Below are 21,570 nucleotides of genomic sequence, written 5' to 3'. Positions count from 1 at the left end.
GAGATAGCTGAGCAGCGTCAGCAGACCGGTGGCGCCGAGCACCACGGCATAGGCGGCGATGACGAACGGCCAGGGGTTCATGCCGCCATCCGCCGCATCCGCGCTTCGGCCTTGGCCAAGGCGAGCATGGTGCGCATGCGCATCAGCACGATCGCGGCGAACAACAAGGTGAAGCCGATCAGCGTCAGCCACAGCGGCCACAGGATCGAGGAATCGATGCTCGAACTGGTCAGGCCGATGCTCTGGCCTTGGTGCAGCGTGTTCCACCATATGACGGAATAGCGGATGATCGGCAGCAGCACCGATCCGGCGACGCCGTACAGCGCCGGGATGCGGCCGTCGCCGCCGCGATCGGCATCGGCGCGGGCAAGCGCCATATAGCCGAGATAGACGAAGAACAGCAGCAGCATGCTGGTCAGCCGGCCGTCCCATTGCCACCACGTGCCCCAGGTCGGGCGGCCCCAGATCGAGCCGGTGGCGAGACACAGCGCCGCGAACACCGCGCCGGGCAGCGCAATCGCACGCGCGGCGATGGCGGCGAGCGGGTGGCGCCAGACGAGGAACACGATGCTGGAAATGGCGATGCCGCTCCAACCGCCCATGCCGAGCCAAGCGGTGGGCACATGGATGTACATGATCCGCACCGTCTCGCCCTGCAGGTAATCGGGCGGGGTCAGCGTCAGGCCGGCCCAGCTGCCGACAAGGACCAGCACCGCGCCGGCCAGCAACAGGATCGGCGTCAGCGGGCGCGCGATCTTGAGGAAGCGCGCAGGATTGGCAAGGGCATGAATACTGGGCACTGCGCGCACGTTAGAGCGACTTTCGATGCTACTCAACCGCGCTGGGCGCGATAAGCTATGCACCGGACATTGCGTAGGGATTCCACATGAAGCGACTGGTTGCGTTCGATCTCGATGGCACGCTCGCCGAGAGCAAACAGGCACTGGAGCCGGATATGGCGGGATTGCTCGCCGCGCTTGCCGAGCATGTCGCGGTGGCGGTGATCTCGGGCGGGGACTGGCCGCAGTTCGAGAAGCAGATCATCGCACGGCTGCCCAAAGATGCGGATCTCACCAAGCTGTTCATCATGCCGACGACGGGCACCAAGCTGTACCGCCTGCGCGATGGCGCATGGACGCAGATCTATGCCGATATCTTCACGCCGGAAGAGCGCGACAGCATCGTGCACGCCCTCAGCGACGCCAGCGCGCAGACCGGCCTGTCCAAGGAAAAGACCTGGGGTGAACAGATCGAGGATCGCGGCAGCCAAATCACCTTTTCCGCGCTTGGGCAGGAGGCGCCGATCGATGCCAAGAAGGCGTGGGATCCGGATTTCGCCAAGCGCAAGCGGATGCAGGCGATCGTGCAGGGCCGACTTAAAGGCTTCGCGATCAATGTCGGCGGATCGACCTCGATCGACATCACGCGCGAGGGAACCGACAAGGCCAGTGCGATGCGTTCGCTAGCCGAGCATTCCGGGATTGCCACTGCGGACATGCTGTTCCTGGGTGACGCGATCTACCCGGGCGGCAACGATTATGCGGTGAAGGCGGCGGGGATCGATACGATCACGGTGCGCGATCCCGCCGAGACGATGACGGCGATCGCGGCGATGCTGGCGGTGTTGGGGTAAAGGTTGGGATCGGAAGGTTAGGCTAAGGTTAGGCCAAAACGACGTCGGCCGAGGTCGCTATCGAGTCGGTGGAGTGGCGGCGATGGGAAAGAACGGGATTACCATCTCAGAGGAAATCCAACATTTCCAGCGGTGATTTGGCAGGCCGAGACCCCAATCCGTCATCCCGGGCTTGGTCCGGGATCCAACTCGCGGCTTTCGCTGCGCTTCGGCTCGATACGCAGCGGATGCGGCACGTTGGATCCCGGACCAAGTCCGGGATGACGGTAGTGATTGGGGAGAGTCAGCCGCGGCCGATCAGGCGCCTTGCGATCTGGTCGGCTACGTCCGAGCTTGGCGCGCCGCTGCGGTCCGCTTCGTCCCAGACTTCGGTCAGCCGCGCCGGGATGCGCTCGATCCGCGCCAAGACTTCGGCCTCGTCGCCCTGGCCAAGATATTCCAGGCCGACATTGATGATCCCGCCCGCGTTGATCACGTAATCCGGCGCATACAGGATACCGCGCTCGGCGAGCCGCGCGCCATCTTCGCGAGTCGCGAGCTGGTTGTTGGCGCCGCCGGCGATGATCTTGGTGCGCAGCGCAACGATCGATTGTTCGGTGAGGATCGCGCCCAAGGCGTTGGGGCTGACCACGTCGGCCTCGACGCGAAGGATGGCATCCGCCGCCACGGTCTGCGCGCCGAGCTCGTCGGCCAGCGCCGCGGCGCGATCGGCATTCACATCGGCGAGCGTCAGTCGCGCGCCATCCTTGGCGAGCAATTTGGCCAGCCCGCCGCCGACGCTGCCGACGCCCTGGATCGCGACATGCACGCCCCGCATCGAATCGGCGCCCAAGCCGCGCTTGGCCGCCGCCTTGACGCCGAGATAGATGCCATAAGCGGTGTACGGCCCGGGATCGCCGCCCGCGCTGCCCGCCGCCACCGGCAAGCCGGACACGTGGCGCGTCTGCGTGGCGATGACCTTCATGCGCGCTTCGGACATGCCGACGTCTTCGGCGGTGACATATTTACCGCCGAGCGATTCGACCGCGCGGCCGAACGCCTCGAGCTGCGCGTGCGTAATCGTGTCGCCGGGATTGGCCGCCAGCACCACGCCCTTGCCGCCGCCCATCGGCAGCCCGGCCATGGCGTTCTTGAAGCTCATGCCGCGCGACAGGCGCAGCGCATCGGTGATGGCGCGATCGCTATCGGCATAGTGCCAGAAGCGTACGCCGCCGGCGGCGGCGCCAAGATGCGTGGAATGCACGGCGATCACCGCCTGCAGGCCGCTGGCCGCATCGGTGAACAGGTGCACGCCTTCGTGCGCATCGAAGTCGGGGAAACCCCAGCTGGCTGTCATGACATGATCTCTGGGAAAAGAATGGGGCGACCGACGGGACTTGAACCCGCAACATCCGGCATCACAAGCCGACGCTCTAACCAATTGAACTACGATCGCCGCAGAGCGAGCGCCCCTAGCGGGTGCAGGGTGGCAACGTCAAGATTGCGTGGCGTGTCTTTTAGAAACGCATCGACATGGCGACGCCGCCGGACTTGCTGTCACCCCATGGCATCAAGCGGACATTGGGGTGCAGTTTTTTCGTCAGCAGCAGCCCCGACGCCTCGCCGATCGCGGCGCCGGCGACGACGTCGTACCAGTGATGCCGCCTGGCCTTGACCCGCGATACGCCGACAAAGGTGGCGACGACATGCGCCGGCAGGCCGACCTTCCAGCCATAGCGATTGTGCAAGGTCGCCGCGGCGGCGAACGAGGCGGAGGTGTGGCCCGAGGGAAAGCTGCGCTGATCGCTGCCATCGGGGCGGCGGGCCGTGACCGTTTCCTTGAGCGCAGTGGTCAGCAGGAAGGCGCCGCCCACACTGGCGATCGCCTGCAGCTCGCCCTTCCAGTCGCCTTTCACGGCGGGTAAGGCGAGCGCGGTGACGACCAGTACATCGCGGGCGACGCTGCCGCTCGTGTCCCAGCCGTCGCCGTCGCGCGCTGCCGCGGGCTGCACGAGCAGCGCGCTGGCTGCACAGGTTATACCGATCGCTAGCCGCATATTCTTCTCACGTCCGAAGCGATCATTGCCAAGCTGTTGTCCTGCGAACGCGGGAGCCCAGGATCACGAAACATGCGCGCTGGGCTCTGGACCCCTGCTTTCGCAGCGGAACATTGCTCTTAGCGGTACGGCTTGTAATTTAAAACGTGCCCTCGACCGCCAACGTATAGCCCGATGCGGTCGGACGGAAGCCACTGAGCACGAGCTTGGCGCCGGCGGCCGGATCGCTCGGCCGGACGGAGATTTCGGCACGGAAGCGGCCGGTCTGCCACAAACGGATCGTCGCGGCCTCCGCCCCGGATTGGCTGGTCAGCGGCAGCAACAGCGCCCCCGATTCGCATTTCGCGGCGCCGCTCATGCCCTGGCTGAGGGCGATGCCACCGACATCGCCCGACAGCGTGGCGCGGACGCGGCCCTCGGCGCGGGTGCAATTGCCGTCGTCGAAGCGGGCGCTGACATCGTCGAGATCGATCCCCGTGACCGGCACCGGCGCGAACACCGTGCCGGCGGCAAGCGAGGCGGTCATATCGTCAATACCCATGCTGTGCCGGCTGATGGCGATCGCGCCGTGTAGCGCGCGCGCCTTTTCGCGGCCGTCGAGCGTCACGCGCGCCTGGCCGACCAGCAGGTGCAGCGGCGAGACGCGCGCGCGCAGGTCGCCGACCGCGAGATCGCCGAACCGCGCTTCGGTCAACGACCCCCACCACACGCTGCCATCGACCGACCGCGCGGTGAGCCCCTGCTCGCCGACGCCGATCCAACCGAGCACCAGCCGCATCGGCAGGAAGGCCAGCAACGCAATCACGAAAGCGGCGGCGAACAGCAGCCCCGGGCCGGTGGTCAAGCGAATCCGCCTCATATGCCGCGCGCCTTCAAGGTCATCTGGGCGGCGACGGTCTGGTCGCCATTGTTGGTCATGTTGAGCGAATCGACCAGGATGCCGGTGCGTTCGAGCTCACCGATCCAGGCCAGCAGCGCCCCCGGCCGGGCCGAGGTGATGGCGATCTGCACGCGATCATTGCCCATCGGCGTGGCGACCGAGAGCGGGAAGCCGGCGTCATTGGCGCGGGTGCGGATGATCGCATCGAGCGGGCCGCCGAGCGGCGCCGGACGATCCCGTTGCAGATCCTGCAGCACGGCGAGGCGCGCCTGCGTCTCGCCCAGCCGCACCACCGCGCCGGCGTGACGCTCCTTGGCCGAGGACAGTCCGTCGGTGACCGGCAGGATGATCGCCGCCCAGATCAGGGTGAGCGCGGCCAGCCCCGCCATGGCGAGCAGCAGGCGCTTCTCGCGCAGCGAGCGACCATCGAACCACAGCTTGAATTGCGCGATCATGGCGTGCTCACCGTCAATGTTCCCGAGACCCTGCCGTTGGCCGATTCCAGCGTGCTCAGCCGCGCCGCGAAGCCTTGCGCCTCCACCCGGTTGCGCAGATCGGTCGCCGGCCCCTCGCCCGGCGCGGAGATCGTCGCGCGGACATCGCCGTTGGGATCGAACGCCAAGGCGGTCACTTCGCTGCCCGGCACCGCGCGGACCGCCGAGAGCAAGGCGGCGGCAGTGCGACTGAAGCCCAGGCCGCCGCCACGCAGCCGCGACAGGCGCTCGGTCAGCTGGCGATCGGCATCGTTGACCGTCTCGCCGCGCGGCAGACCTTGGCGCGCCAGCTGTTCGGCACGCTGTTCGAGCAGGTCCGCGGCGATCGAATATTTGAGGATCGAGACGAGGCTGATCAGCAACGTGACGCTGAGGATCGCGACCGACAACCAGCCGAGCCGGCGGATCAGCGCCCAATCGATGGCGAAGCGGCGACGGCGCGCGAAGAGGCCCTGGCGCAGATCGAGCGCGGGATTGGCCACCGCCGCCACGATCGCCGCCTCCAGCGCCTCGCGCTCCAGCACGGTGGGGGCGATGCCACCGGTGACCAATTCGGTCAGCCGCGCTTCGTCGGCGAACCCGCTGGTCGGCCCGCGCACCACGCCTTCGCCACCGAGATCGGCGCGCAGATATCCCTCGTCCGGGCGCGGCAACAGCATCGGCGCGGGCAACACCGCCGCCGGATCGACGCCTTCGGCCGCGAGCGTGGCCAGCCAGCGGTGCATCTGCAGCGTGGCGACGACACCGATCGGGCGCTCGGCATTGTCGCCTTCGCGGCCGACCGCGACGTGCAAGTCGGTGATCGGCGAGGCGCTGGCATCGGCGGCGAGAATGCGCGCCGCGGTGACCGATTGCGCGGCCGAGCGATCGGGCAGTTCAGCCCAATGCAGCGTCACAGCATCGGCCGGCACCACGGCGACGGGCGGCGGCGCATCGGGATCGAGCCCTTCGGGGAACCCCTCGCCGCGCGCGTGGACCATATCGTCGGCGATGCGCAGCCACCGCCACGGCACCTCGCCGGCGGGCAGAAACAGGACCAATGTGTCGCTCATGACGGCTCCCCCCAGGAGCGCGACACCAAGCGTGCCGGTAAAGTGGTGGCGTCGATCGTCGAACGCTGTTCGAGCTCGGTCGAGCCGAGCGCGACATCGACCTGCAGCGCGAACCAGCGCGTCGTCACGCTGGTTTGCGCGATGGCGTCGGGTGACGGGGTGATCGCGCTTTGCGCAGGCAGCTTCCAGAATGCATCGGTGCTTTCGAACCCTTGAAGCGGGCGCTTGAGCAGCAACTGGCGTGCGGCTTCGACGCCCAACGTGTCGGGGAGCAGCATTGCGAACAAAGGGGCCTGCTCCGGCATGAGCGTGTTGACGTTGATCTCGGACGGCTTTGCCACCGGCAGCGCGCAGAGCCAAGGGCGCAGCCGCGCATATATCTCCGGCGTGACACCGGCGACGGCGCGGAGTTCGCTGATATCGGCCATCAGCGTGTTGGCGGCGCGATACGGCACGGCGGCGCCGGTATAGGCGCTGTCCTCCGCACCGGCGGCGAGCGGCGTGGTGTCGCTATCGATCCAGTCGGTGGCGGCGTCGGCAATGCCGTTGGTCAGCGATTGAGGCACGCCGACGAGGCGCATCAGCCGCGCGAACTGCACCTGCGCCGCTGGGTTGGTGACGTAAGTGGCCGGCGTCGTCTCGACCACCAGGCCGTTGAGGTTGAAGCAATTGCCTCCGTCGCGCACCCGCGCCGTGGCGAGGCCGCCGGGCACCGGCAGGCGGTACGGCTTGCCGCTCCAGCCGCCGGCGAGGGTGACGCGCTTGCCGGACTGGCCGAGCAGATCGGTGACCTTGGTCAGCGCCAGCGTCTCGGCGGCATAGCCATAAGAGCGCGCCTGTTCGCCCGCGGCGGCGTTGCCGGCCAGGCGAGTCGACAGGCGCAGTTTTTCGAGCGCGGTGGCGGCGAGCACGGAGATGACGGCGACGAGCAGCAACACCATGAGCAAGGCGGCGCCGCGTTCGCGGGGGGGATGGTCAGCCGGCATTGGGGGTGACCGTCGGGCGGTAGCCGGCGCCGACCAGGAACAGCTGGCGGAACTCGGTGCCGTCGGTGCGTAGCAGGCGCAATTCGAGCGCCTGTGGCAGCGGCGCCTGCGCGGTGCCTTGCCAGCGGTCGGTCCAGGCGCCGTCGATACGGTAGCGCAGGCCGACCTGGCGGACATTATCGAGCAACGCGGCGGGCGGCAGCGGCTCCGCGCCGTCGAGCATGGGATAGGCAATGCGCTGCAACGTCGTGTCGCTGAGCCGATATTCGACCTTCTGCGCGCCGGCGCGCCGGGCATTGTCGAGATTGCTCCACCCGCCGCGAACCAGGCGCAGCATGGGCACCGCGGTGGAGCCGGATTCGCCGGTAAAGGCGGGCAGCAGGTCGCCCGCTTCGTTGCGCGTCTGGCGCAAGCCTGCCTGGGCGAGATCGGCGGACAGCGCCGAGGACAGGCGATTGAGCGCGGAGACATCGTCGAGCTTGGCGCCGGTGGCGCCTTGCGCGCGGACGCTGAAGGCGAGGATGGCGACGCCGGCGGCCGAGAGCAGGCCGAAGATCATCAGCGAGATAAGCATCTCGATCAGCGTGAAGCCGCGCTCCGCCTGCTTCATGACGCGGTCGCCGCAGCGGGCTGCGTCGCGGGGCGGACGACGGTGAGGCGGCCCTGCACGGTGCCGCCGGGATCGGCGACGGCGACCTCGATGCGCAGGATGCGGATGTCGCCGGTCGGCGTCGTCACGCGCGTCCAGGCCCAGCTGCGGCCGCCATTGATCTCGCTGCCGCTGGCCTTGCCGATGGCGGGCGGGCCGGTATCGGTGAGCGCCTCGATCGCGACGTTGCGCGCGACCATCTGGGCGGTGAGCGTGGCATCGAGGATCGTCGCGCCGCGGATCGTCGCCCCTTCGAGGCGGATCAGCGCCATGGCGGCGAGGCTGAACACGGCCAGCGCGACCATCATTTCGATCAGGGTAAAGCCGCCCGAGCGTAGCGAGGGCGCCCCCGCGCAGGCGGGGGCCCAGGGCCACAAGCGTCGCGCCTCGCTACCCTGGGCTCCTGCGTTCGCAGGAGCACGATGCCGCATGGCTTCAACCACCGACGCGGACCGATCCGTCGATGCCGATATGGACGATCTCGCTCTCGTCGTCGCGGGTCAGGCGGACGTCGAGCGGTTTGTCGGCGAGGCCGGTGGCATCGAACACGACGCGGTCGCGCTCGGCGGTCAGCGTCGGGCGCACGCCTTTGCCCCAGGGCGATACGCGCAGCGGCTTTTCCGAGATCGGTTGCCACTGACCGGCGGCGCGCTGATCGAAACCATAGCCGCCGAGCGATATCCATACGCTCACCGGCCGCGCCTCGACGATCGCCGAATCATGCGCCGCGCGGGTCCGCGCGGCGAACGTCGTCGCTTCATCGAACAACTGGCCGCGCGGATCGGGCATGGCCAACACGGCGATCGCCGAGGCCAAGCCGATGACGGTCACCACCACCATCAGCTCGATCAGCGTGAAGCCGCGCTCGGCCCGTCGCATGGATATGGCGCGGCGTTCGTCCACCTTACTGCCAGCTGGTGATATCGGCGTCGGTGCCCTCGCCGCCTTCCTTGCCGTCGGCGCCGAGCGACCAGATGTCGACCGACCCGTGCGTGCCGGGCGAGGCATAGAGATACGGCCGGTCCCACGGATCGTTGGGCAGCTTCTTGAGATAGCCACCCTTTTGGAAGCGCGACGGATCGGCCAGGCCGGCCGGCGGCGTGATCAAAGCCTGCAGGCCATCTGAGGTGCTGGGATAATTGAAGTTCTGCAGCTTGTACATTTCGAGGCCGCTCTCGATCGTGGCGATATCGGTCTTGGCCTTCTCGACCCGCGCACGATCGCCGCTGGGCAGCACGTTGATCGCGACGATCGTCGCGAGCAGGCCGAGGATGACGATCACGACCATCAGTTCGACGAGGGTGAAGCCCCGCTCGCCCTCTTTGTCATCCCGGATTTGATCCGGGATCCAGGCGCGGCCACCCGCTTCTTGGACACGGTCTTCTGGGCCGCTGGCCGCGCCTGGATCCTGAAACGAGTTCAGGATGACGGGGGAATTGGAAGGGCTAAGCATGACAAACCTCATTGGCCGGCAAGGGTGTTGAGCTGCAGGATCGGCAGCAGGATCGCGAGCACGATCGTCGCGACGATGCCGCCCATCAGCACGATGATCGCCGGTTCGAGCAGCGACAAGGCAGTGGCGGTGAACCGATCGAATTCGCGTTCGAGATAGTCGGCCGCTTTCTCGAGCATCTCGTCGAGCCGCCCGGCCGCTTCGCCCGAAGCGGCAAGATACGTCAGCAGCGGCGGAAAGACGCTGGTGCGGCGCATCGCGGCGGAGAGGCTGCCGCCACCGCGGATCGCATCGACGATCTCGTCCGAGGCGGCGCGCAGGCGGCGATTGTGGATCGTGCCGGCGGTAAGCGTCAGCCCTTCGAGCAGCGGCAAACGGCTGGCGACCATGGTCGAGAGCGTGCGCGCCATGCGCGCGGCGTGGAGATCGCGGATCAGCCGGCCGAGCAAGGGCACGCGCAGCAGCCGCGTGTCGAAGGCGAGCCGGATCGAGGGCTGCTTGAGCGCCTGCCACAAGAGCGCCCCCGCCCCCGCCATGGCGAGCAGCAGCAACCACCAATAGGCGACGAGGAAATCGGACACGCCGATCACGATCCGCGTGAGCAGCGGCAATTCCTGCCCGACCGTGTCGAACTGCTCGACCACCTGCGGCACGACGAATACCATCAGCGCGGTAACCACGCCGGTCGCGACCAGCGACAGTACCGCGGGATAGGCCAGCGTGGTGATGACCTTACCGTTGATCTCGGCCTGACGTTCCAACAGGATCGATAGCCGTTCCAGGATGATCGGCAGCGAACCCGAGCGCTCACCCGCCGAGACCATCGCGCGGTACAAGGGCGGGAAGCTCTTCGGCTCGCGGCCCATCGCCTCGGCCAGGCGGCGGCCTTCCATCACGCCGGTATGCACCGTGGCGACGATCGCGCGGACCCGCTCCTGCTCGGTCTGGCGGGTGATCGTGCGCAGCGATTCCTCCAGCGGCGAGACCTGGTTGAGCGTGGCGAGCTGGCGCGTGAACAGAGTGAGGTCCTTGACGCTCATCTTGTTGCGGCGGAAGCTCAGCCCGGTGACGAGCGGCTTGCCCCGCGGCGGCGCGCCCGAGCCCGGCTCGATCTTGACGACGTAGAGCTTGCGGCGATCGAGCGCGATGCGCGCGGCGTCGATCGAGTCCGCGGCGATATGGCCGCGTCGCTCGGCGCCGGCGGTGTCGATCACGAGATAGTCGAAATCAGCCATGACCGCTTACTCCCCTCCCTGAAAGGGAGGGGTTGGGGGTGGGTCGGCATGAGGCGGGCGCAGCGCTCCGTCGAGAGCAACCCACCCCCAGCCCCTCCCTTCCAGGGAGGGGAGCAAAAGAAGGCAGCTCAGGCACCGGCGTCATCCACCACCAGCGGCGCTTCGATATCCGCCATGTCGCGCCTCGACACGCGCACCGCTTCCTCGGGCGTGGTCTGTCCATCGCGGACCAATTGCCGCGCGGCCGAGCCGAGATTGGGCGAATGGAGGAAGGCGTGTCGCGCGATGATCGATTCGTCGCCGCCGTCATTGATCAGGCGGCGGATCGTTTCGTCGATGCGGATCGCCTCGAACACGCCGATCCGGCCCTTGAAGCCCGAGTGCGAACATTGCTCGCAGCCGACCGGCTCGTACACCACGGTACCCGGATCGAAGCCGAGCAGCGCCGAGACCGAACCGCTGGCCTGGACCGGCTTGCGGCAATGCTCGCACAGTTTGCGCACCAGCCGCTGCGCGATCACCGCGCGTAGCGTGGAGGCGAGCAGGAATGGCTCGATCTTCATGTCGCGCATGCGCGTGATCGCGCCGACTGCGTCGTTGGTGTGGACCGTGGAAAGCACGAGATGGCCGGTGAGCGAGGCTTGCACGGCGATCTCTGCGGTCTCGCGATCGCGGATTTCGCCGACCATCACCACGTCGGGATCCTGGCGCAGGATCGCGCGCAGCCCGGCGGCGAAGGTCAGCCCGACCTTGGGATTGACCTGCGTCTGGCCGACCCCGTCCATGGCATATTCGACCGGATCCTCGACTGTCAGGATGTTGCTGCTGCCGTCGTTGAGCGTGCGCAATGCGGCATACAAGGTCGTGGTCTTGCCCGAGCCGGTCGGGCCGGTGACCAGCACGATGCCGTTCGGTTCGGACAGCGCTTCCTTGAGGATCTGGTTGATTGCCGGCGACAGGCCGAGCACGTCCATGTCGATCCCGGCATTGTCCTTGTCGAGGATACGCAGCACAACGCGCTCGCCGGCGCGGCTGGGCAGCGTCGAGACGCGGACATCGAGCAATTTACCGCCCAGCGTCAGGCCGATACGGCCATCCTGCGGCACGCGGCGCTCGGCAATGTCGAGCCGGGCCATGACCTTGATGCGGCTGACCACGACGGGGGCGACATGCGGCGGCATGCGCAGCGTTTCGCGCAGCACGCCATCGATGCGCATGCGCACGACCAGCCCGCTTTCATACGGTTCGACATGGATATCGGACACGCCGTTGCGCGCGGCATCGGCAATGATGCCGTTGATCAGGCGGATCGCCGGGGCATCATCGGCAGTGTCGAGCAGATCGTCCGCCGTCGGCATGTCGCCAGCGAGCATGTCGAGTTCGTCGCCCAGGCCGAGCGTGCCGGCGGCTACCGCGGCGGCCTGCCCGTCCATGGCGTACCGATCGGAGAGCAAGCGATCGAATTCTTCCGCGGCAACGAATTCGACGTCGAACGGGCGGGCGAGATGGCGGCGCAGTTCGAGTAGCACCTTGGGGTCCGAACCGGCGCGCATGGCAATCGCGGCGTGGCTGCCTTCATGCGCCTGCAACACGACGCCGAAGCGGCGCGCGAAAGCGTAGGGGATGGCGAGCATTTCGAGCGGGAGGATGGGGGCTTCGGGGATGACGATCGGATCGACCACGGGCGTGTCGATCAGCGCGGCGGCGGCGCCCATGGTTAGCGCATCGCCATGCGGCGCGGCGATGTCTCCGGCGATACTCATGCGTCGGCCTTTCTCATCAGCGCTTCCCCGGCGAAGGCCGGGGTCCAGTCGTGGAACAGAGGTTGGCTTGTGGTGTGCGTCGTTACTTCGGCCGCCGCTACTGGGCCCCGGCCTTCGCCGGGGAAGCGCAGACATAAGGAAGCGCGGTCGCTCACGTCACTGCCCCTTTGGCCGGACGATCTTCGTCGTGTTGCGCTGCACTGGCACGGCGATGCGCGGATCCGAAATGCTGCCGTCCATGCCCGCGGGCGGCAGCGGCGCGGGCGCGGCGAGATAATCGCGCACCAACTGATCGATGCTCGGCTCGACGTCTGGATTCTGCCCCGCCTGCTGCAAGCGCAGATAGCCGTAGCGCTGCTCGGTCACGCGGCGCTGATCCTCGGCCGAGCGCAGGATCGTCGGGCGGATGAAGATCATCAGGTTCGTCTTGGTGCGCTGCTTGGCCTTGGAGCGGAACAATTGCCCGAGGCCTGGGATGTCGCCGAGCAACGGAATCTTCTCGATCGTCCGCCGTTCGTCATCGCTGAGCAGCCCGCCGATGACCGCGATCTGCCCATCGTCGACCGTCAGCGTGGTTTCCACCTCGCGCTTGTTGAGGATCAGATCGCTATTGTCGCTGCTTACCGGGCCGGCGATGCTGCTGACCTGCTGATGCAGGAATAATTTGATCGCGCCGGACGAATTGACCTGCGGCTTGACCTCGAGCTGAATGCCGACATTTTCGCGCTGCACGGTGCGGAAGGCATTGTCGAAATTGTCGGACAGCGCCTGCCCGGTAGTGATGGGAATTTCCTGGCCGACCAGGATGCGCGCTTCCTGATTGTCCAGCGTGGTCAGGCTCGGGGCCTGCAGCAGGTTGGATGTCGTATCGCTTTTCAGCGCGTTGATGATCGCGCCGAACACGGTGTTGCCGATTTGCGTGCCGAACCCGCCAAGACCACCGGTGGTGCCGAGCACCGAGCTGATCGCCGCCTGAGTAAGCGAATCGCTGACCGAACTGTTGGTGCTGGTGGTGGTGGTGGTGCCGTTGATCGTGGTGGTGGTGGTGTTGAGCGACTGCGCGCCGATCGCCCCTGCCACGGTGAGCAAATTGGGCGCCGAATTGGCATAGCTGGTCGCGCCGAATGCGCCGCCATCGAGGCTGGCGAGCAGGAACTGGACGCCGAGCTTGCTCGCCGTCGCATCGGACACTTCGGCGACGATCGCCTCGACCAGGACCTGTTCGCGCCGCGTGTCGAGCTGGCGAATGACCTCGGACAATTGGCGCTGGACCTCGGCCGGGGCGGCAATGACGATCGCGTTGGCGCCGGCAAAGCGCGTGACGACCGACGCCGTGCGCCCGCCATCGGCGACGATCGCCGCCTGGCCGGTGCCGCCGCTCGCCGCGGCCTGCTGTTGCGGCTGGGCCTGTTGCTGGATCACGCTCGGCTGATTGGCCGCACTGTTGCCGGTACCGCCGAAATTGGAGCGCGACAGCGTGCTCGAACTGGCCGGCTGGGTCGGCGTCTGGCCGACCAGCTGTTGCAGCACCGGCAGCAATTGCTCGGCATCGGCATTTTCGAGGAACTGGACCTTGATTTCGGTGCCGTTCTTGGCGCGGGTATCGAGATCCTGCGCCACGGCGGCAAGCCGCGCGACCGACGGCGCGTCACCGCGCAAGACGACCGAGTTGGAGCTGCTCACCGCGACGACGCTGACGCTGGCGCCGCTGCCGCCCTGCCCGCCGGCCTGGCCGCCAGTGCCGATCAGCGCGGTCAGTGCGGTGGCGATCTCGCGCGCGCCGGCGTTTTTCAGCGCGATTACCCGCGTGGAGGCGTTGTCGGTATCGATGCGGCGCACGACTTCGCGCACGCGCCGCACGTTATCGGCAAAATCGACCACCACCAGGCTGTTGCCGCCGCGATTGGCGGTGACCGAACCTTGCGCGCTGACCAGCGGCCGCACCGTATCGAGCGCCGATTGCGCGTCGATCGAGCGTAGCCGGATGATTTCCGTCACATAGGAGTTACGCGCAGCGCCGCGCGAGCCGATCCGGCTCGGCTGGCTGGCGGCATTGTCGGTCGGCTGAATGCGGAACGCGCCGCCCGAGGTGGGCACTGCGATCAGCCCGTTGGAGCGCAAGGTGGAGAGGAAGATCTCGAAATATTCCGAGCGGCTGAGCGGCCGATCGGTGACCACCGTGACCTTGCCCTGCACCCGGCTGTCGATGATGAAGGTGCGTCCCGTTACCTTGGCGGCATCGGCGATGAATGCGCGAATATCGGCATCGCGCACGTTGAGCGTGGTCTGCGCGAGCACCGGGCCGGCCAGCAACGCGGCCAGCACCGGCGCCAAAATCAATTTTTTCATTGGCCCGCTATCGTAAGGGAGAGAGGAAGAGTGTCGGTCCCGCGTTCTACCGTCAGCGCGAGCGTGCCGCCATTGCCGAATTGCGCGGCGAGGCGATCAATGTCGCCGGGGCCGCTGACCGCGCGGCCGCCGATCGCCGTGACCACGTCGCCATCGCGCAAGCCCGCCGCGCGGAACGCCGCGCCCGAGCCTTGCGAGCGCACCACCAGGCCGCTGACCCGCCCGCTATCGACGCGCGGGATGAAGCCGATATCGGACTGCAGCTGCACGAGCTTGATTCCGCCGCCGGCCGGGGGCGGTGGCGCGCCCGGCGCTGCGCCGATCGCCGGTGGCGGCGGCACGACCGTGGCGACCGCGCCGGACTGATCGATGAACAGGTCTTCCGAGACACCACCGCGATCGATCGTGACATGATCGAAAGCGACGGCCTTGAGCCGCACGCCGGGCATGATCTCATCGCCGACCTCGACGCTCATCTGCACCCCGTCGGGCCCGGCGACGATCGCCGCGCCGCCGCCGACCGCTTCGTCGATGCGCGTGCCATACAAGGTCAGTTGCAGCGACGTGACCGCCGCCGGCTGGCCCGTGCTGGGCGCCGAGCGGAAGAACGGATCGAAGCCGCGCAGGATCTCGATCGGCGAGCCGGCGACGCCAGGCTGCACCGGGCGCCAATCGCCGAGCGGCCCGACCGGCGTGACGATCACCCACAGCAACCGCGCGCATTGCACCGCGAGCGCGCCGAGCAGCAACAGCTCGAGCGCGCTATACAGGTTGGTGCGCGGCAACCGCCGGAGCAGGCGGCGCGCGCGGGCGTCGAGTTCGAGCCGCATGGCGAGATAATTCCTCCGGTGACGCTGCTAGGGGCGCAGTGTTACAGTCGCGCGGCAGAAGTGTGAAGGTTTTGCGGTACCGCCACTCCGCGATGCTTGGCGCTGGCGAAATCCGCGCGCTTTTGGCACATGGTGGGGATGGCGACCTTTCCCGATTTCGGCTCCGGCCATCCCAGCGACGCTCTCGTCGCGCATCTCGCCGGGCAAGCCGGCGTGCAGCGCGTGCCGAGCCCCAAACTGACCTTGTTCCTGCGCAAGGGCTTCCTCGCGCCGGACCTGTGTGCGACGATTATCGAGCTGATCGACGCCGCGCGCCGCCCCTCGACGATCGCCGACGCCAATGGCGATGCCGCTTTTCGCACCAGCGAGACGTGCGATCTGGATGCGGCGCATCCTGCCGTTATCGCACTCGAACAGCAAATCCGTGCGCTTACCGGGCTGGCTGCCGCGCATGGCGAACCGATGCAGGGCCAGCGCTACGCCGTCGGGCAGGAGTTCAAGGGCCATACCGACTATTTCGATCCGGCCGGCGTGGATTTCGCGCGCTATTGCGCTGTTGCCGGGCAGCGCACCTGGACGGTGATGATCTATCTCAACACGCCGGAAGCGGGCGGCGCGACGCGCTTCAAGACGATCGACAAGATCGTCCAGCCAGAGACGGGCAAGCTGCTGGCGTGGAATAACCTGCGGCCCGACGGCACGCCAAACCCCTCGACGATCCACCAGGGCATGAAAGTGCGTGCCGGGGCGAAATATGTCATCACCAAGTGGTTTCGCGAGCGCGAATGGGGATGACGCCTCGATCGGGAAAGCCGATTGTGCGTCCGTGCTCCTGACGATGGCGCCACCGACGCGGGGATAACGCCGACGTGACGGCGGGGGGAGCTTCTACCCTCCCCCGCACGCCCAATTACAGCCGCGTGCTGAGCCCCACGGTAAACGTGCGACCCAGGCGATAGGTGTTCACATCCACCCGGGTGCCATCGTCGAACTTCTGGAATTCCTGGAACTTGGTGCCGCTCAGATTGCGGCCCTCCAGCTTCAGTTCGAATTCCGCGCCGCGCAGCTTGAACCCCTGGCGGGCGACGATGTCGAGCTTGATGCCCGGCTTCTCGACGATATCGGGCAGGAACCCGCCCGAGATCGGCCCGCGATTGGTCACGCGCTCGCTGGCATAGGTGAACAGGAAGGTCAGCTGCGACACGACACCGCGCTTGCGATCGATGCCGATCTGCGCGTTGATCAGATGATCCGACTGGCCGGTGAGCGGCGCGCCATCGCGGAACAACTGGTTGGCCGGCAGCAAGACGGCCACGCCGCTGCCATTCTGGATCGGGCTCGGCACCAGTTGGTCGCCAACCTTCAGCTTGGACTTGGTGTACGTATAGTTGGCGATCAACAGCAGCCGACGATCGGCGAAGAAATCGCTGCTGAACGCGTCGTCCAGCGGGATATATTTCTGCGCTTCGAATTCCGCGCCGTACAGGTCCGCAGCCGGGGCCGAGGAGAAGCCGGTCTGGAGCGGCGAGGTATCGTTGGGGAAGAAGCCGATCTGCTCGATCGGGTTCTTGATATGCTTGTAGAACGCCGCCGCGGTGATGCGCTGATCACGCGCGAAGAACCATTCGTAGCGCGCCTCGGCATTGGTCAGCTGCGAGTCCTTCAGCTGCGGGTTGCCGAAGAACTGACGATCGGAATCGAAATCTCGGTACAGCTGCGGGGCGAGCTCGCGGAACTGGGGGCGCGCGATGGTCTTCGAGCCGTGTATGCGGAACTGCATGTCGGGCGCGAAATTCCATGTCACGGTGGCGGCAGGCAGGAAGTAATCGTTGTCGAGCGTGGTGCCCTGGAACGAGGTGCTGCTGGTGGTGACAACTTCCTTGGCTGTTTCGTAGCGCACGCCGACCGTGGCGCGCAGGCCGTCGGCGATCTCGCCTTCGAGCTGGCCGTAGCCGGCATGGATGCGCAGCGAGGCGTCATATTGCGCCGCGCCATCAGCGCCCGACAGGTTGAACAGGCGGATGCAACCGCCGCCGTCATTGGCCACGCAGCCATTGTTGATCGTCCCCGCGCTGAGCAGATAATCCGGGCGGAGAAAACTGTACGGCGCCGGCAGGCCGCCGCCGCTGAACGTGCGATACTGGAAATTGTAGCGCGTCGAGGTGCGATCTGTATCGCTGTAATAATAGCCTGCCGAGGCCGTGATCGGGCGTGACGTGGGCAGCTTATAGCTGACATCGGCCTGTCCGCTATACAGGTCTTCGTTGAGCGCGCTGAACGCAACGAATGCGTTTTCGGCAAGACCGTTAAGATTGTTTTCGTACAGTTGCGATGCCTGATCGAAGCGATAGCTGAACGAGCGTTCGTACGGTGAATTGCGCTTCGTATTGGCGTAAGAGCCACGCACGTCGACGCCGAAATCACCAAACTTGAATTCGCCGACCAATTGCGTGTCGATCAGCTGCCGCGCGAACCAATTGGTGTTCTGCTGCATAATCCGATCGCCGCTGCTGTTCGGATAGACCGTGGCGGTGGCGAGCCGGCCCTGTTTGAGCGTGTCGTGGAGATAGACGTTGGTCCAGCGCAGCTTGTGTTCGCCGAAATCGGCGCCGAAGCCGATCAGGCCGTTGGCAACGATGCGATTGTCGGTCAGCACGGTGCGGAAATCGCTGCGCAATGCGCCGCTGGCATCGATCGTGTCCTGCTGCGTCGCTTCACGCGTGCGGAAACCGTTGCTGACGCTGCCCGAGGCGATCACGCCGATCCGCGCACCGCCGACATCGAAGCTGTGACCGAGATTGAGTTCGCCAGAGAAATTCGCCGGCAAGTCGTCGCTCTGCTGCAGCAACGTGGTCGGCGCGCCCGACATCGTCGCGATCTGCGCCGAACTATATTGCGGGGCGCTGGCACCACCGGCCTTGATGAAGCCAGGCACGGTGCGCTCGCCGCTGTCGAAGCCGAGCCAATCGAGGCTGCCACCGTCATAGACGTAACCAAGCTGGCCGGTGCTGGCACTGTCATAGCCGGCCGAGGCGCCGAACGAGAGGAAGCTCTCCTCTGGCACGCCTTTGGTGGTGAGGTTGATGACGCCGCCGCCGAATTCGGCCGGGTAATTGACCGAATAGCTCTTCTGCACCAGCGCGCTGGCGACGATGCTGGTCGGGAAAATGTCGAGCGGCACGGTGCGGCGCAGCGGCTCGGGCGAAGGCAAAGGCGAGCCGTTGAGCAGCGAGGACGAATAGCGATCGCCGAGGCCGCGGACGAACACGAAGCCGCTGCCGACGACGCTAAGCCCGGTAACGCGCTGCAGCGCGCCGGCGATATCGCCTTCGCCGGTGCGTGCGATATCGGCCGAGGACAGAACCGAGATCACTTCCGGCGTGGCGCGGATCGCGTTGGGAATATTGCGCCCGACGACGACAATGTCGGCGCCGGTATCATCGCCAGCACCTGGCGTAGAAACTTCAATCTGCTCTTCCTGCGCATCCGGCGTCTGGCCAGCGGCGGGATCGACCGTGACGGTCGCGGGCGGCGACGCGCTCTGCCCGCCCGTGGTCGAGGGACCGGTTGTCTGAGCCAGCGCGGCAGGCGCGATCAGGCTGGAGGAAAGAAGCAGCAGCGAACCGAATGCTAGGGGCTTTGCCATCGATAATATCCCGATTGGGTAGATACGGCGAATGCCGGGGCGTGGTGTTCGCCCCGGCATCCACTGGTCGGCTGGGCGATCAGGCTCAGGCGTTGTTGCAGGCGAAATATACCGAGCGGAACACGGGCGGGCCGTCCTCCTCGATCGTCGTCGGCACGCCGCCGGTGCCGCCAGCCGGGCGGATCGTCGACTTGCCGCCGTTCGCATCGGTGCTGGCGATCATGTTGAGGCACGGCACGACCGACTTCACGATGCCGTTCATGAAGGTATAGTCGGCACCACCGCGCAGACGGATCGCTGCTGCCGCATTCGCCGTCTGGATGAAGGTGAAGTTGGCGAGCTTGCCCTTCTGACGTGGGATGAAGTCTTCGTTGCCGTTCGAGTCGATCTCGGTCGAGAAGGAGTCGGTCGTCGCGCCGATCGTCTTCTGTGCGACGATGGCGAACTGCACCATGCCCTGCCAGCCGACATCGGTATCCAGGCCGTCATCGTCCGCGCCAGTGATCGCCAGGTAGCGCAGGTTGGTACGGCCACCGAAGATCTCGATGCCATCGTCCGAGCTGTTGTGCACCTGGATGTGATCCAGCGTGGTGCCCGAACCGGTGCCGCCAAGCGTCAGGCCCTGCAGTTCGTTGCCTTCCGAAATGGCGATGCCCGAATAGCGGATCTGGACATATTGCAGCGTGCCGCTGTTGTCGGCCGCCGTGGCGCCGCCATAAACCGCGTTGCCGGTGCCTTCGACAACGTTCTGGCAATTGGCCGCGCCACCAGCGACGCCGGTCGTGCTGCAATTCGAAATCTGCGCCTTGCCGGCGAGGATCACGCCGCCCCACTGGCCCTGCGTCGCATCGCTGTTCGACGCCGAGTTGAGATTCTGCTGCGAGGTGAAGATGATCGGCGCGGTCGCCGTGCCGATCGCGTTGAGCTTCGAACCGCGATTGACGACGAGGAAGTCGTTCGCCGCGTCGCTCGAGTTCGACACGATCAGGCTGCCCGCGGCGAAGGTTAGCGTGGCAGCAGCGCCACCGGCGGCAGCGCCGTCACCACCCGTGTCGATGCCGACGTCGACGCGACCGTTGATCTGGTATGCGACGCCAGCGATTGCCGGCAGCGACAGATTGCCGCTGACCAGCGACGGCAGAATGCACAGGCGGTAGTTGGTGTTGACGCCAGCGGCGGTCGTGCCGGCCGGGCAGGCAGTTGCCGCCGGCGTGTTCGCCGCAGCGATCGTCGGAACCGACGAGCACGACGTGCTGGTGCTGCCGAAATTGGCGGTCGAGGAGTTGCACGTCCAGCCCTGATACCAGGTGTCGCCGGCCGGGTTTACCGCACCGATATAGCTGGTCGCGACGAAGAACGGGTTGATCGTCGAGGCGTTGAACGCGGTTGCCGTGGCGGCAGCGTTGATCGGCAGGAAGCCGTTGAGCGGGTTGACGCCGGTGAGCACGTTGTTGGTGCCGGCATTGACGACGGCCAACTGCTCTTCGCGCGTGACGGTGAAGCCGCTCTGCGTGGTTTCGGCGAAGGCCGCGATCGCAGCGGGGGCCGGCGTGGGGGTGGGCGTAGGCGTTGGGGTCGGCGTCGGGGCCGGCGTGCCGCCGATCACGCCGCCGGGCGAAGCGACGCCGTCGGCGCCGTCACAAGCGGCGAGCGCGAGCGCGGCGGTGCCGGTCAACAAAGCGAGGCTGATGCGCGTGAAGCTGGCCATAAAATCTCCGAGTCCGGCGCTGCCGGGTTGATCCTGCGGGCGGATGCCCTTGCGGCCGACTCGGTATTCCCCCCGTCGCCCCGCTGAAGACCGCCTAGGGGCCGTTCATGACGCGCGGACGCGTATTCGAAGACGGTTACGTGACTGTAACATGACGTCAATGTGACAGTCGTTGCGCCGCAGCGATGTGCGGTAACATCGGGACTGCCGCGGCGGGGCGGCAAAACGCAAAAACCCGCCGGTCTTGCGACGCGGCGGGTTTTGGAAATGGTGGGCGCGGCAGGGATTGAACCTGCGACCCCACCCGTGTGAAGGGTGTGCTCTACCACTGAGCTACGCGCCCGCTAACGGCCACCTCTGTAAGGATAGGGCCGTCAACGCAACAGGGCGGCGTTTCCGCCGCCCTGTTCGATCGCCTTAAGCGCTGCGCGGCGCCTTTGTCCAGCCCCGCGCGCGCGAAAGCGGCTTAGTTGACCGAATCCTTCAGGCCCTTGCCGGCCTTGAACTTGGGCTGTGTCGAAGCCTTGATCGGCATCGGTTCGCCGGTGCGCGGGTTGCGACCGATCGACGCCTTACGCTTGCTGACCGAGAACGTGCCGAAACCGACCAGGCGCACTTCGTCGCCCTTCTTCAGCGATGCGGAGATTGCGTCGAACACGGCTTCGACCGCTTTGATCGCATCGCCTTTCGTCAGCCCGGACGCGTCTGCGACCGTGCCGATCAATTCCTGCTTGTTCATGCCCAAAAACCCCCGGTTACCAAGATACGAAATGATTCCCGGCGCGGAGCCGGTGGTACAGTAAGGCGGGACTCGGCGGGGCTGTCAAAACAAATTGATGCGCCGCCGCCGTCCGCG

At 66.6% G+C, this 21,570-nt stretch carries 20 protein-coding genes and 2 tRNA genes; 2 read left to right on the top strand and 20 right to left on the bottom strand.

Going from position 1 to position 21,570, the window contains the following annotated elements; all coding sequences use genetic code 11:
* Positions 1–77 precede the first annotated feature (77 nt).
* Complete coding sequence (ccmC, locus tag U1739_RS00415; protein ID WP_332702886.1) at positions 78–800, bottom strand: heme ABC transporter permease CcmC; 723 nt, start codon at positions 798–800, stop codon at positions 78–80.
* A gap of 86 nt (positions 801–886) precedes the next feature.
* On the opposite strand from ccmC, the gene U1739_RS00410 reads away from it, so the two are divergent.
* Positions 887–1,633, top strand: coding sequence for an HAD-IIB family hydrolase (locus tag U1739_RS00410; RefSeq protein WP_332702885.1), 747 nt, complete (start codon positions 887–889; stop codon positions 1,631–1,633).
* A 283-nt stretch (positions 1,634–1,916) separates the two neighbouring features.
* Here U1739_RS00410 and U1739_RS00405 read toward each other — a convergent pair whose 3' ends face one another.
* The 15 genes from U1739_RS00405 to U1739_RS00335 form a co-directional block, all read right to left on the bottom strand.
* Positions 1,917–2,969, bottom strand: a complete 1,053-nt coding sequence (locus U1739_RS00405) for a Leu/Phe/Val dehydrogenase (protein WP_332702883.1) — start codon at positions 2,967–2,969, stop codon at positions 1,917–1,919.
* 22 nt (positions 2,970–2,991) lie between these two features.
* Positions 2,992–3,068, bottom strand: a tRNA-His gene (locus U1739_RS00400).
* A gap of 61 nt (positions 3,069–3,129) precedes the next feature.
* Positions 3,130–3,669 (bottom strand): phosphatase PAP2 family protein, encoded by a 540-nt coding sequence (locus U1739_RS00395; RefSeq protein WP_332702881.1) that lies wholly within the window; start codon positions 3,667–3,669, stop codon positions 3,130–3,132.
* 139 nt (positions 3,670–3,808) lie between these two features.
* Positions 3,809–4,513 carry a type II secretion system protein N gene (gene gspN, locus U1739_RS00390; RefSeq protein ID WP_332702879.1) on the bottom strand — a complete coding sequence of 235 codons (705 nt, stop codon included), beginning with the start codon at positions 4,511–4,513 and terminating at the stop codon, positions 3,809–3,811.
* A gap of 11 nt (positions 4,514–4,524) precedes the next feature.
* Complete coding sequence (gene gspM, locus U1739_RS00385; protein ID WP_332702877.1) at positions 4,525–5,004, bottom strand: type II secretion system protein GspM; 480 nt, start codon at positions 5,002–5,004, stop codon at positions 4,525–4,527.
* Positions 5,001–6,095 (bottom strand): type II secretion system protein GspL, encoded by a 1,095-nt coding sequence (gspL, locus tag U1739_RS00380; protein WP_332702875.1) that lies wholly within the window; start codon positions 6,093–6,095, stop codon positions 5,001–5,003. Before gspL ends, gspM begins: the two co-directional genes overlap by 4 nt.
* A complete protein-coding gene (gspK, locus tag U1739_RS00375) occupies positions 6,092–7,081 on the bottom strand; it encodes a type II secretion system minor pseudopilin GspK (RefSeq protein ID WP_332702874.1) in 990 nt (329 codons plus the stop codon). Before gspK ends, gspL begins: the two co-directional genes overlap by 4 nt.
* Complete coding sequence (gene gspJ, locus U1739_RS00370; protein WP_332702873.1) at positions 7,071–7,691, bottom strand: type II secretion system minor pseudopilin GspJ; 621 nt, start codon at positions 7,689–7,691, stop codon at positions 7,071–7,073. The genes gspK and gspJ overlap by 11 nt, the downstream gene beginning before the upstream one ends.
* Complete coding sequence (gspI, locus tag U1739_RS00365) at positions 7,688–8,107, bottom strand: type II secretion system minor pseudopilin GspI (RefSeq protein WP_332702872.1); 420 nt, start codon at positions 8,105–8,107, stop codon at positions 7,688–7,690. Before gspI ends, gspJ begins: the two co-directional genes overlap by 4 nt.
* Before the next feature lie 58 nt (positions 8,108–8,165).
* A complete protein-coding gene (locus U1739_RS00360) occupies positions 8,166–8,609 on the bottom strand; it encodes a GspH/FimT family pseudopilin (protein ID WP_332702870.1) in 444 nt (147 codons plus the stop codon).
* A gap of 25 nt (positions 8,610–8,634) precedes the next feature.
* A complete protein-coding gene (gene gspG, locus U1739_RS00355) occupies positions 8,635–9,183 on the bottom strand; it encodes a type II secretion system major pseudopilin GspG (RefSeq protein ID WP_332702868.1) in 549 nt (182 codons plus the stop codon).
* An 8-nt stretch (positions 9,184–9,191) separates the two neighbouring features.
* A complete protein-coding gene (gspF, locus tag U1739_RS00350; protein ID WP_332702866.1) occupies positions 9,192–10,418 on the bottom strand; it encodes a type II secretion system inner membrane protein GspF in 1,227 nt (408 codons plus the stop codon).
* Positions 10,419–10,546: 128 nt separating this feature from the next.
* Complete coding sequence (locus U1739_RS00345; protein ID WP_443025493.1) at positions 10,547–12,052, bottom strand: GspE/PulE family protein; 1,506 nt, start codon at positions 12,050–12,052, stop codon at positions 10,547–10,549.
* A gap of 285 nt (positions 12,053–12,337) precedes the next feature.
* Complete coding sequence (gene gspD, locus U1739_RS00340; protein ID WP_332702864.1) at positions 12,338–14,530, bottom strand: type II secretion system secretin GspD; 2,193 nt, start codon at positions 14,528–14,530, stop codon at positions 12,338–12,340.
* Entirely contained in the window at positions 14,527–15,360 is an 834-nt protein-coding gene (locus U1739_RS00335) for a type II secretion system protein N (protein ID WP_332702862.1), read from the bottom strand. Before U1739_RS00335 ends, gspD begins: the two co-directional genes overlap by 4 nt.
* Positions 15,361–15,498: 138 nt before the next feature.
* On the opposite strand from U1739_RS00335, the gene U1739_RS00330 reads away from it, so the two are divergent.
* A complete protein-coding gene (locus U1739_RS00330) occupies positions 15,499–16,155 on the top strand; it encodes a prolyl hydroxylase family protein (RefSeq protein ID WP_332702860.1) in 657 nt (218 codons plus the stop codon).
* 115 nt (positions 16,156–16,270) lie between these two features.
* Here U1739_RS00330 and U1739_RS00325 read toward each other — a convergent pair whose 3' ends face one another.
* The 4 genes from U1739_RS00325 to U1739_RS00310 all read right to left on the bottom strand — a co-directional run bounded on the left by U1739_RS00325 (position 16,271) and on the right by U1739_RS00310 (position 21,453).
* Complete coding sequence (locus U1739_RS00325) at positions 16,271–19,006, bottom strand: TonB-dependent receptor domain-containing protein (protein WP_332702858.1); 2,736 nt, start codon at positions 19,004–19,006, stop codon at positions 16,271–16,273.
* An 85-nt stretch (positions 19,007–19,091) separates the two neighbouring features.
* Positions 19,092–20,714 carry a beta-helix domain-containing protein gene (locus tag U1739_RS00320; protein WP_332702856.1) on the bottom strand — a complete coding sequence of 541 codons (1,623 nt, stop codon included), beginning with the start codon at positions 20,712–20,714 and terminating at the stop codon, positions 19,092–19,094.
* Between the two features lie 268 nt (positions 20,715–20,982).
* Positions 20,983–21,057, bottom strand: a tRNA-Val gene (locus U1739_RS00315).
* Between the two features lie 123 nt (positions 21,058–21,180).
* Positions 21,181–21,453: an HU family DNA-binding protein gene (locus U1739_RS00310; protein WP_332702854.1), complete on the bottom strand. Its 273-nt coding sequence runs from the start codon at positions 21,451–21,453 to the stop codon at positions 21,181–21,183.
* Positions 21,454–21,570 lie beyond the last annotated feature (117 nt).

This window comes from Parasphingomonas puruogangriensis (assembly GCF_036663635.1).
Classification (GTDB): Bacteria; Pseudomonadota; Alphaproteobacteria; order Sphingomonadales; family Sphingomonadaceae; genus Sphingomonas.
The sequence above is the reverse complement of the archived record's forward strand: the minus strand, read 5'-3'. Positions and strand labels throughout refer to the sequence as shown.

Excerpts from the sequence above, each read along its gene's own strand:
- U1739_RS00345 (WP_443025493.1), bottom strand. The coding sequence starts at position 12,052 with ATGCTCGCCATCCCCTACGCTTTCGCGCGCCGCTTCGGCGTCGTGTTG.
- gspL (WP_332702875.1), bottom strand. The coding sequence starts at position 6,095 with ATGAGCGACACATTGGTCCTGTTTCTGCCCGCCGGCGAGGTGCCGTGG.
- U1739_RS00330 (WP_332702860.1), top strand. The coding sequence starts at position 15,499 with ATGGCGACCTTTCCCGATTTCGGCTCCGGCCATCCCAGCGACGCTCTC.
- U1739_RS00395 (WP_332702881.1), bottom strand. The coding sequence starts at position 3,669 with ATGCGGCTAGCGATCGGTATAACCTGTGCAGCCAGCGCGCTGCTCGTG.
- gspF (WP_332702866.1), bottom strand. The coding sequence starts at position 10,418 with ATGGCTGATTTCGACTATCTCGTGATCGACACCGCCGGCGCCGAGCGA.
- U1739_RS00310 (WP_332702854.1), bottom strand. The coding sequence starts at position 21,453 with ATGAACAAGCAGGAATTGATCGGCACGGTCGCAGACGCGTCCGGGCTG.
- U1739_RS00325 (WP_332702858.1), bottom strand. The coding sequence starts at position 19,006 with ATGGCAAAGCCCCTAGCATTCGGTTCGCTGCTGCTTCTTTCCTCCAGC.
- gspM (WP_332702877.1), bottom strand. The coding sequence starts at position 5,004 with ATGATCGCGCAATTCAAGCTGTGGTTCGATGGTCGCTCGCTGCGCGAG.
- U1739_RS00410 (WP_332702885.1), top strand. The coding sequence starts at position 887 with ATGAAGCGACTGGTTGCGTTCGATCTCGATGGCACGCTCGCCGAGAGC.
- gspK (WP_332702874.1), bottom strand. The coding sequence starts at position 7,081 with ATGCCGGCTGACCATCCCCCCCGCGAACGCGGCGCCGCCTTGCTCATG.
- gspJ (WP_332702873.1), bottom strand. The coding sequence starts at position 7,691 with ATGAAGCAGGCGGAGCGCGGCTTCACGCTGATCGAGATGCTTATCTCG.
- gspG (WP_332702868.1), bottom strand. The coding sequence starts at position 9,183 with ATGCTTAGCCCTTCCAATTCCCCCGTCATCCTGAACTCGTTTCAGGAT.
- U1739_RS00320 (WP_332702856.1), bottom strand. The coding sequence starts at position 20,714 with ATGGCCAGCTTCACGCGCATCAGCCTCGCTTTGTTGACCGGCACCGCC.
- U1739_RS00335 (WP_332702862.1), bottom strand. The coding sequence starts at position 15,360 with ATGCGGCTCGAACTCGACGCCCGCGCGCGCCGCCTGCTCCGGCGGTTG.
- gspD (WP_332702864.1), bottom strand. The coding sequence starts at position 14,530 with ATGAAAAAATTGATTTTGGCGCCGGTGCTGGCCGCGTTGCTGGCCGGC.
- U1739_RS00405 (WP_332702883.1), bottom strand. The coding sequence starts at position 2,969 with ATGACAGCCAGCTGGGGTTTCCCCGACTTCGATGCGCACGAAGGCGTG.
- U1739_RS00360 (WP_332702870.1), bottom strand. The coding sequence starts at position 8,609 with ATGCGACGGGCCGAGCGCGGCTTCACGCTGATCGAGCTGATGGTGGTG.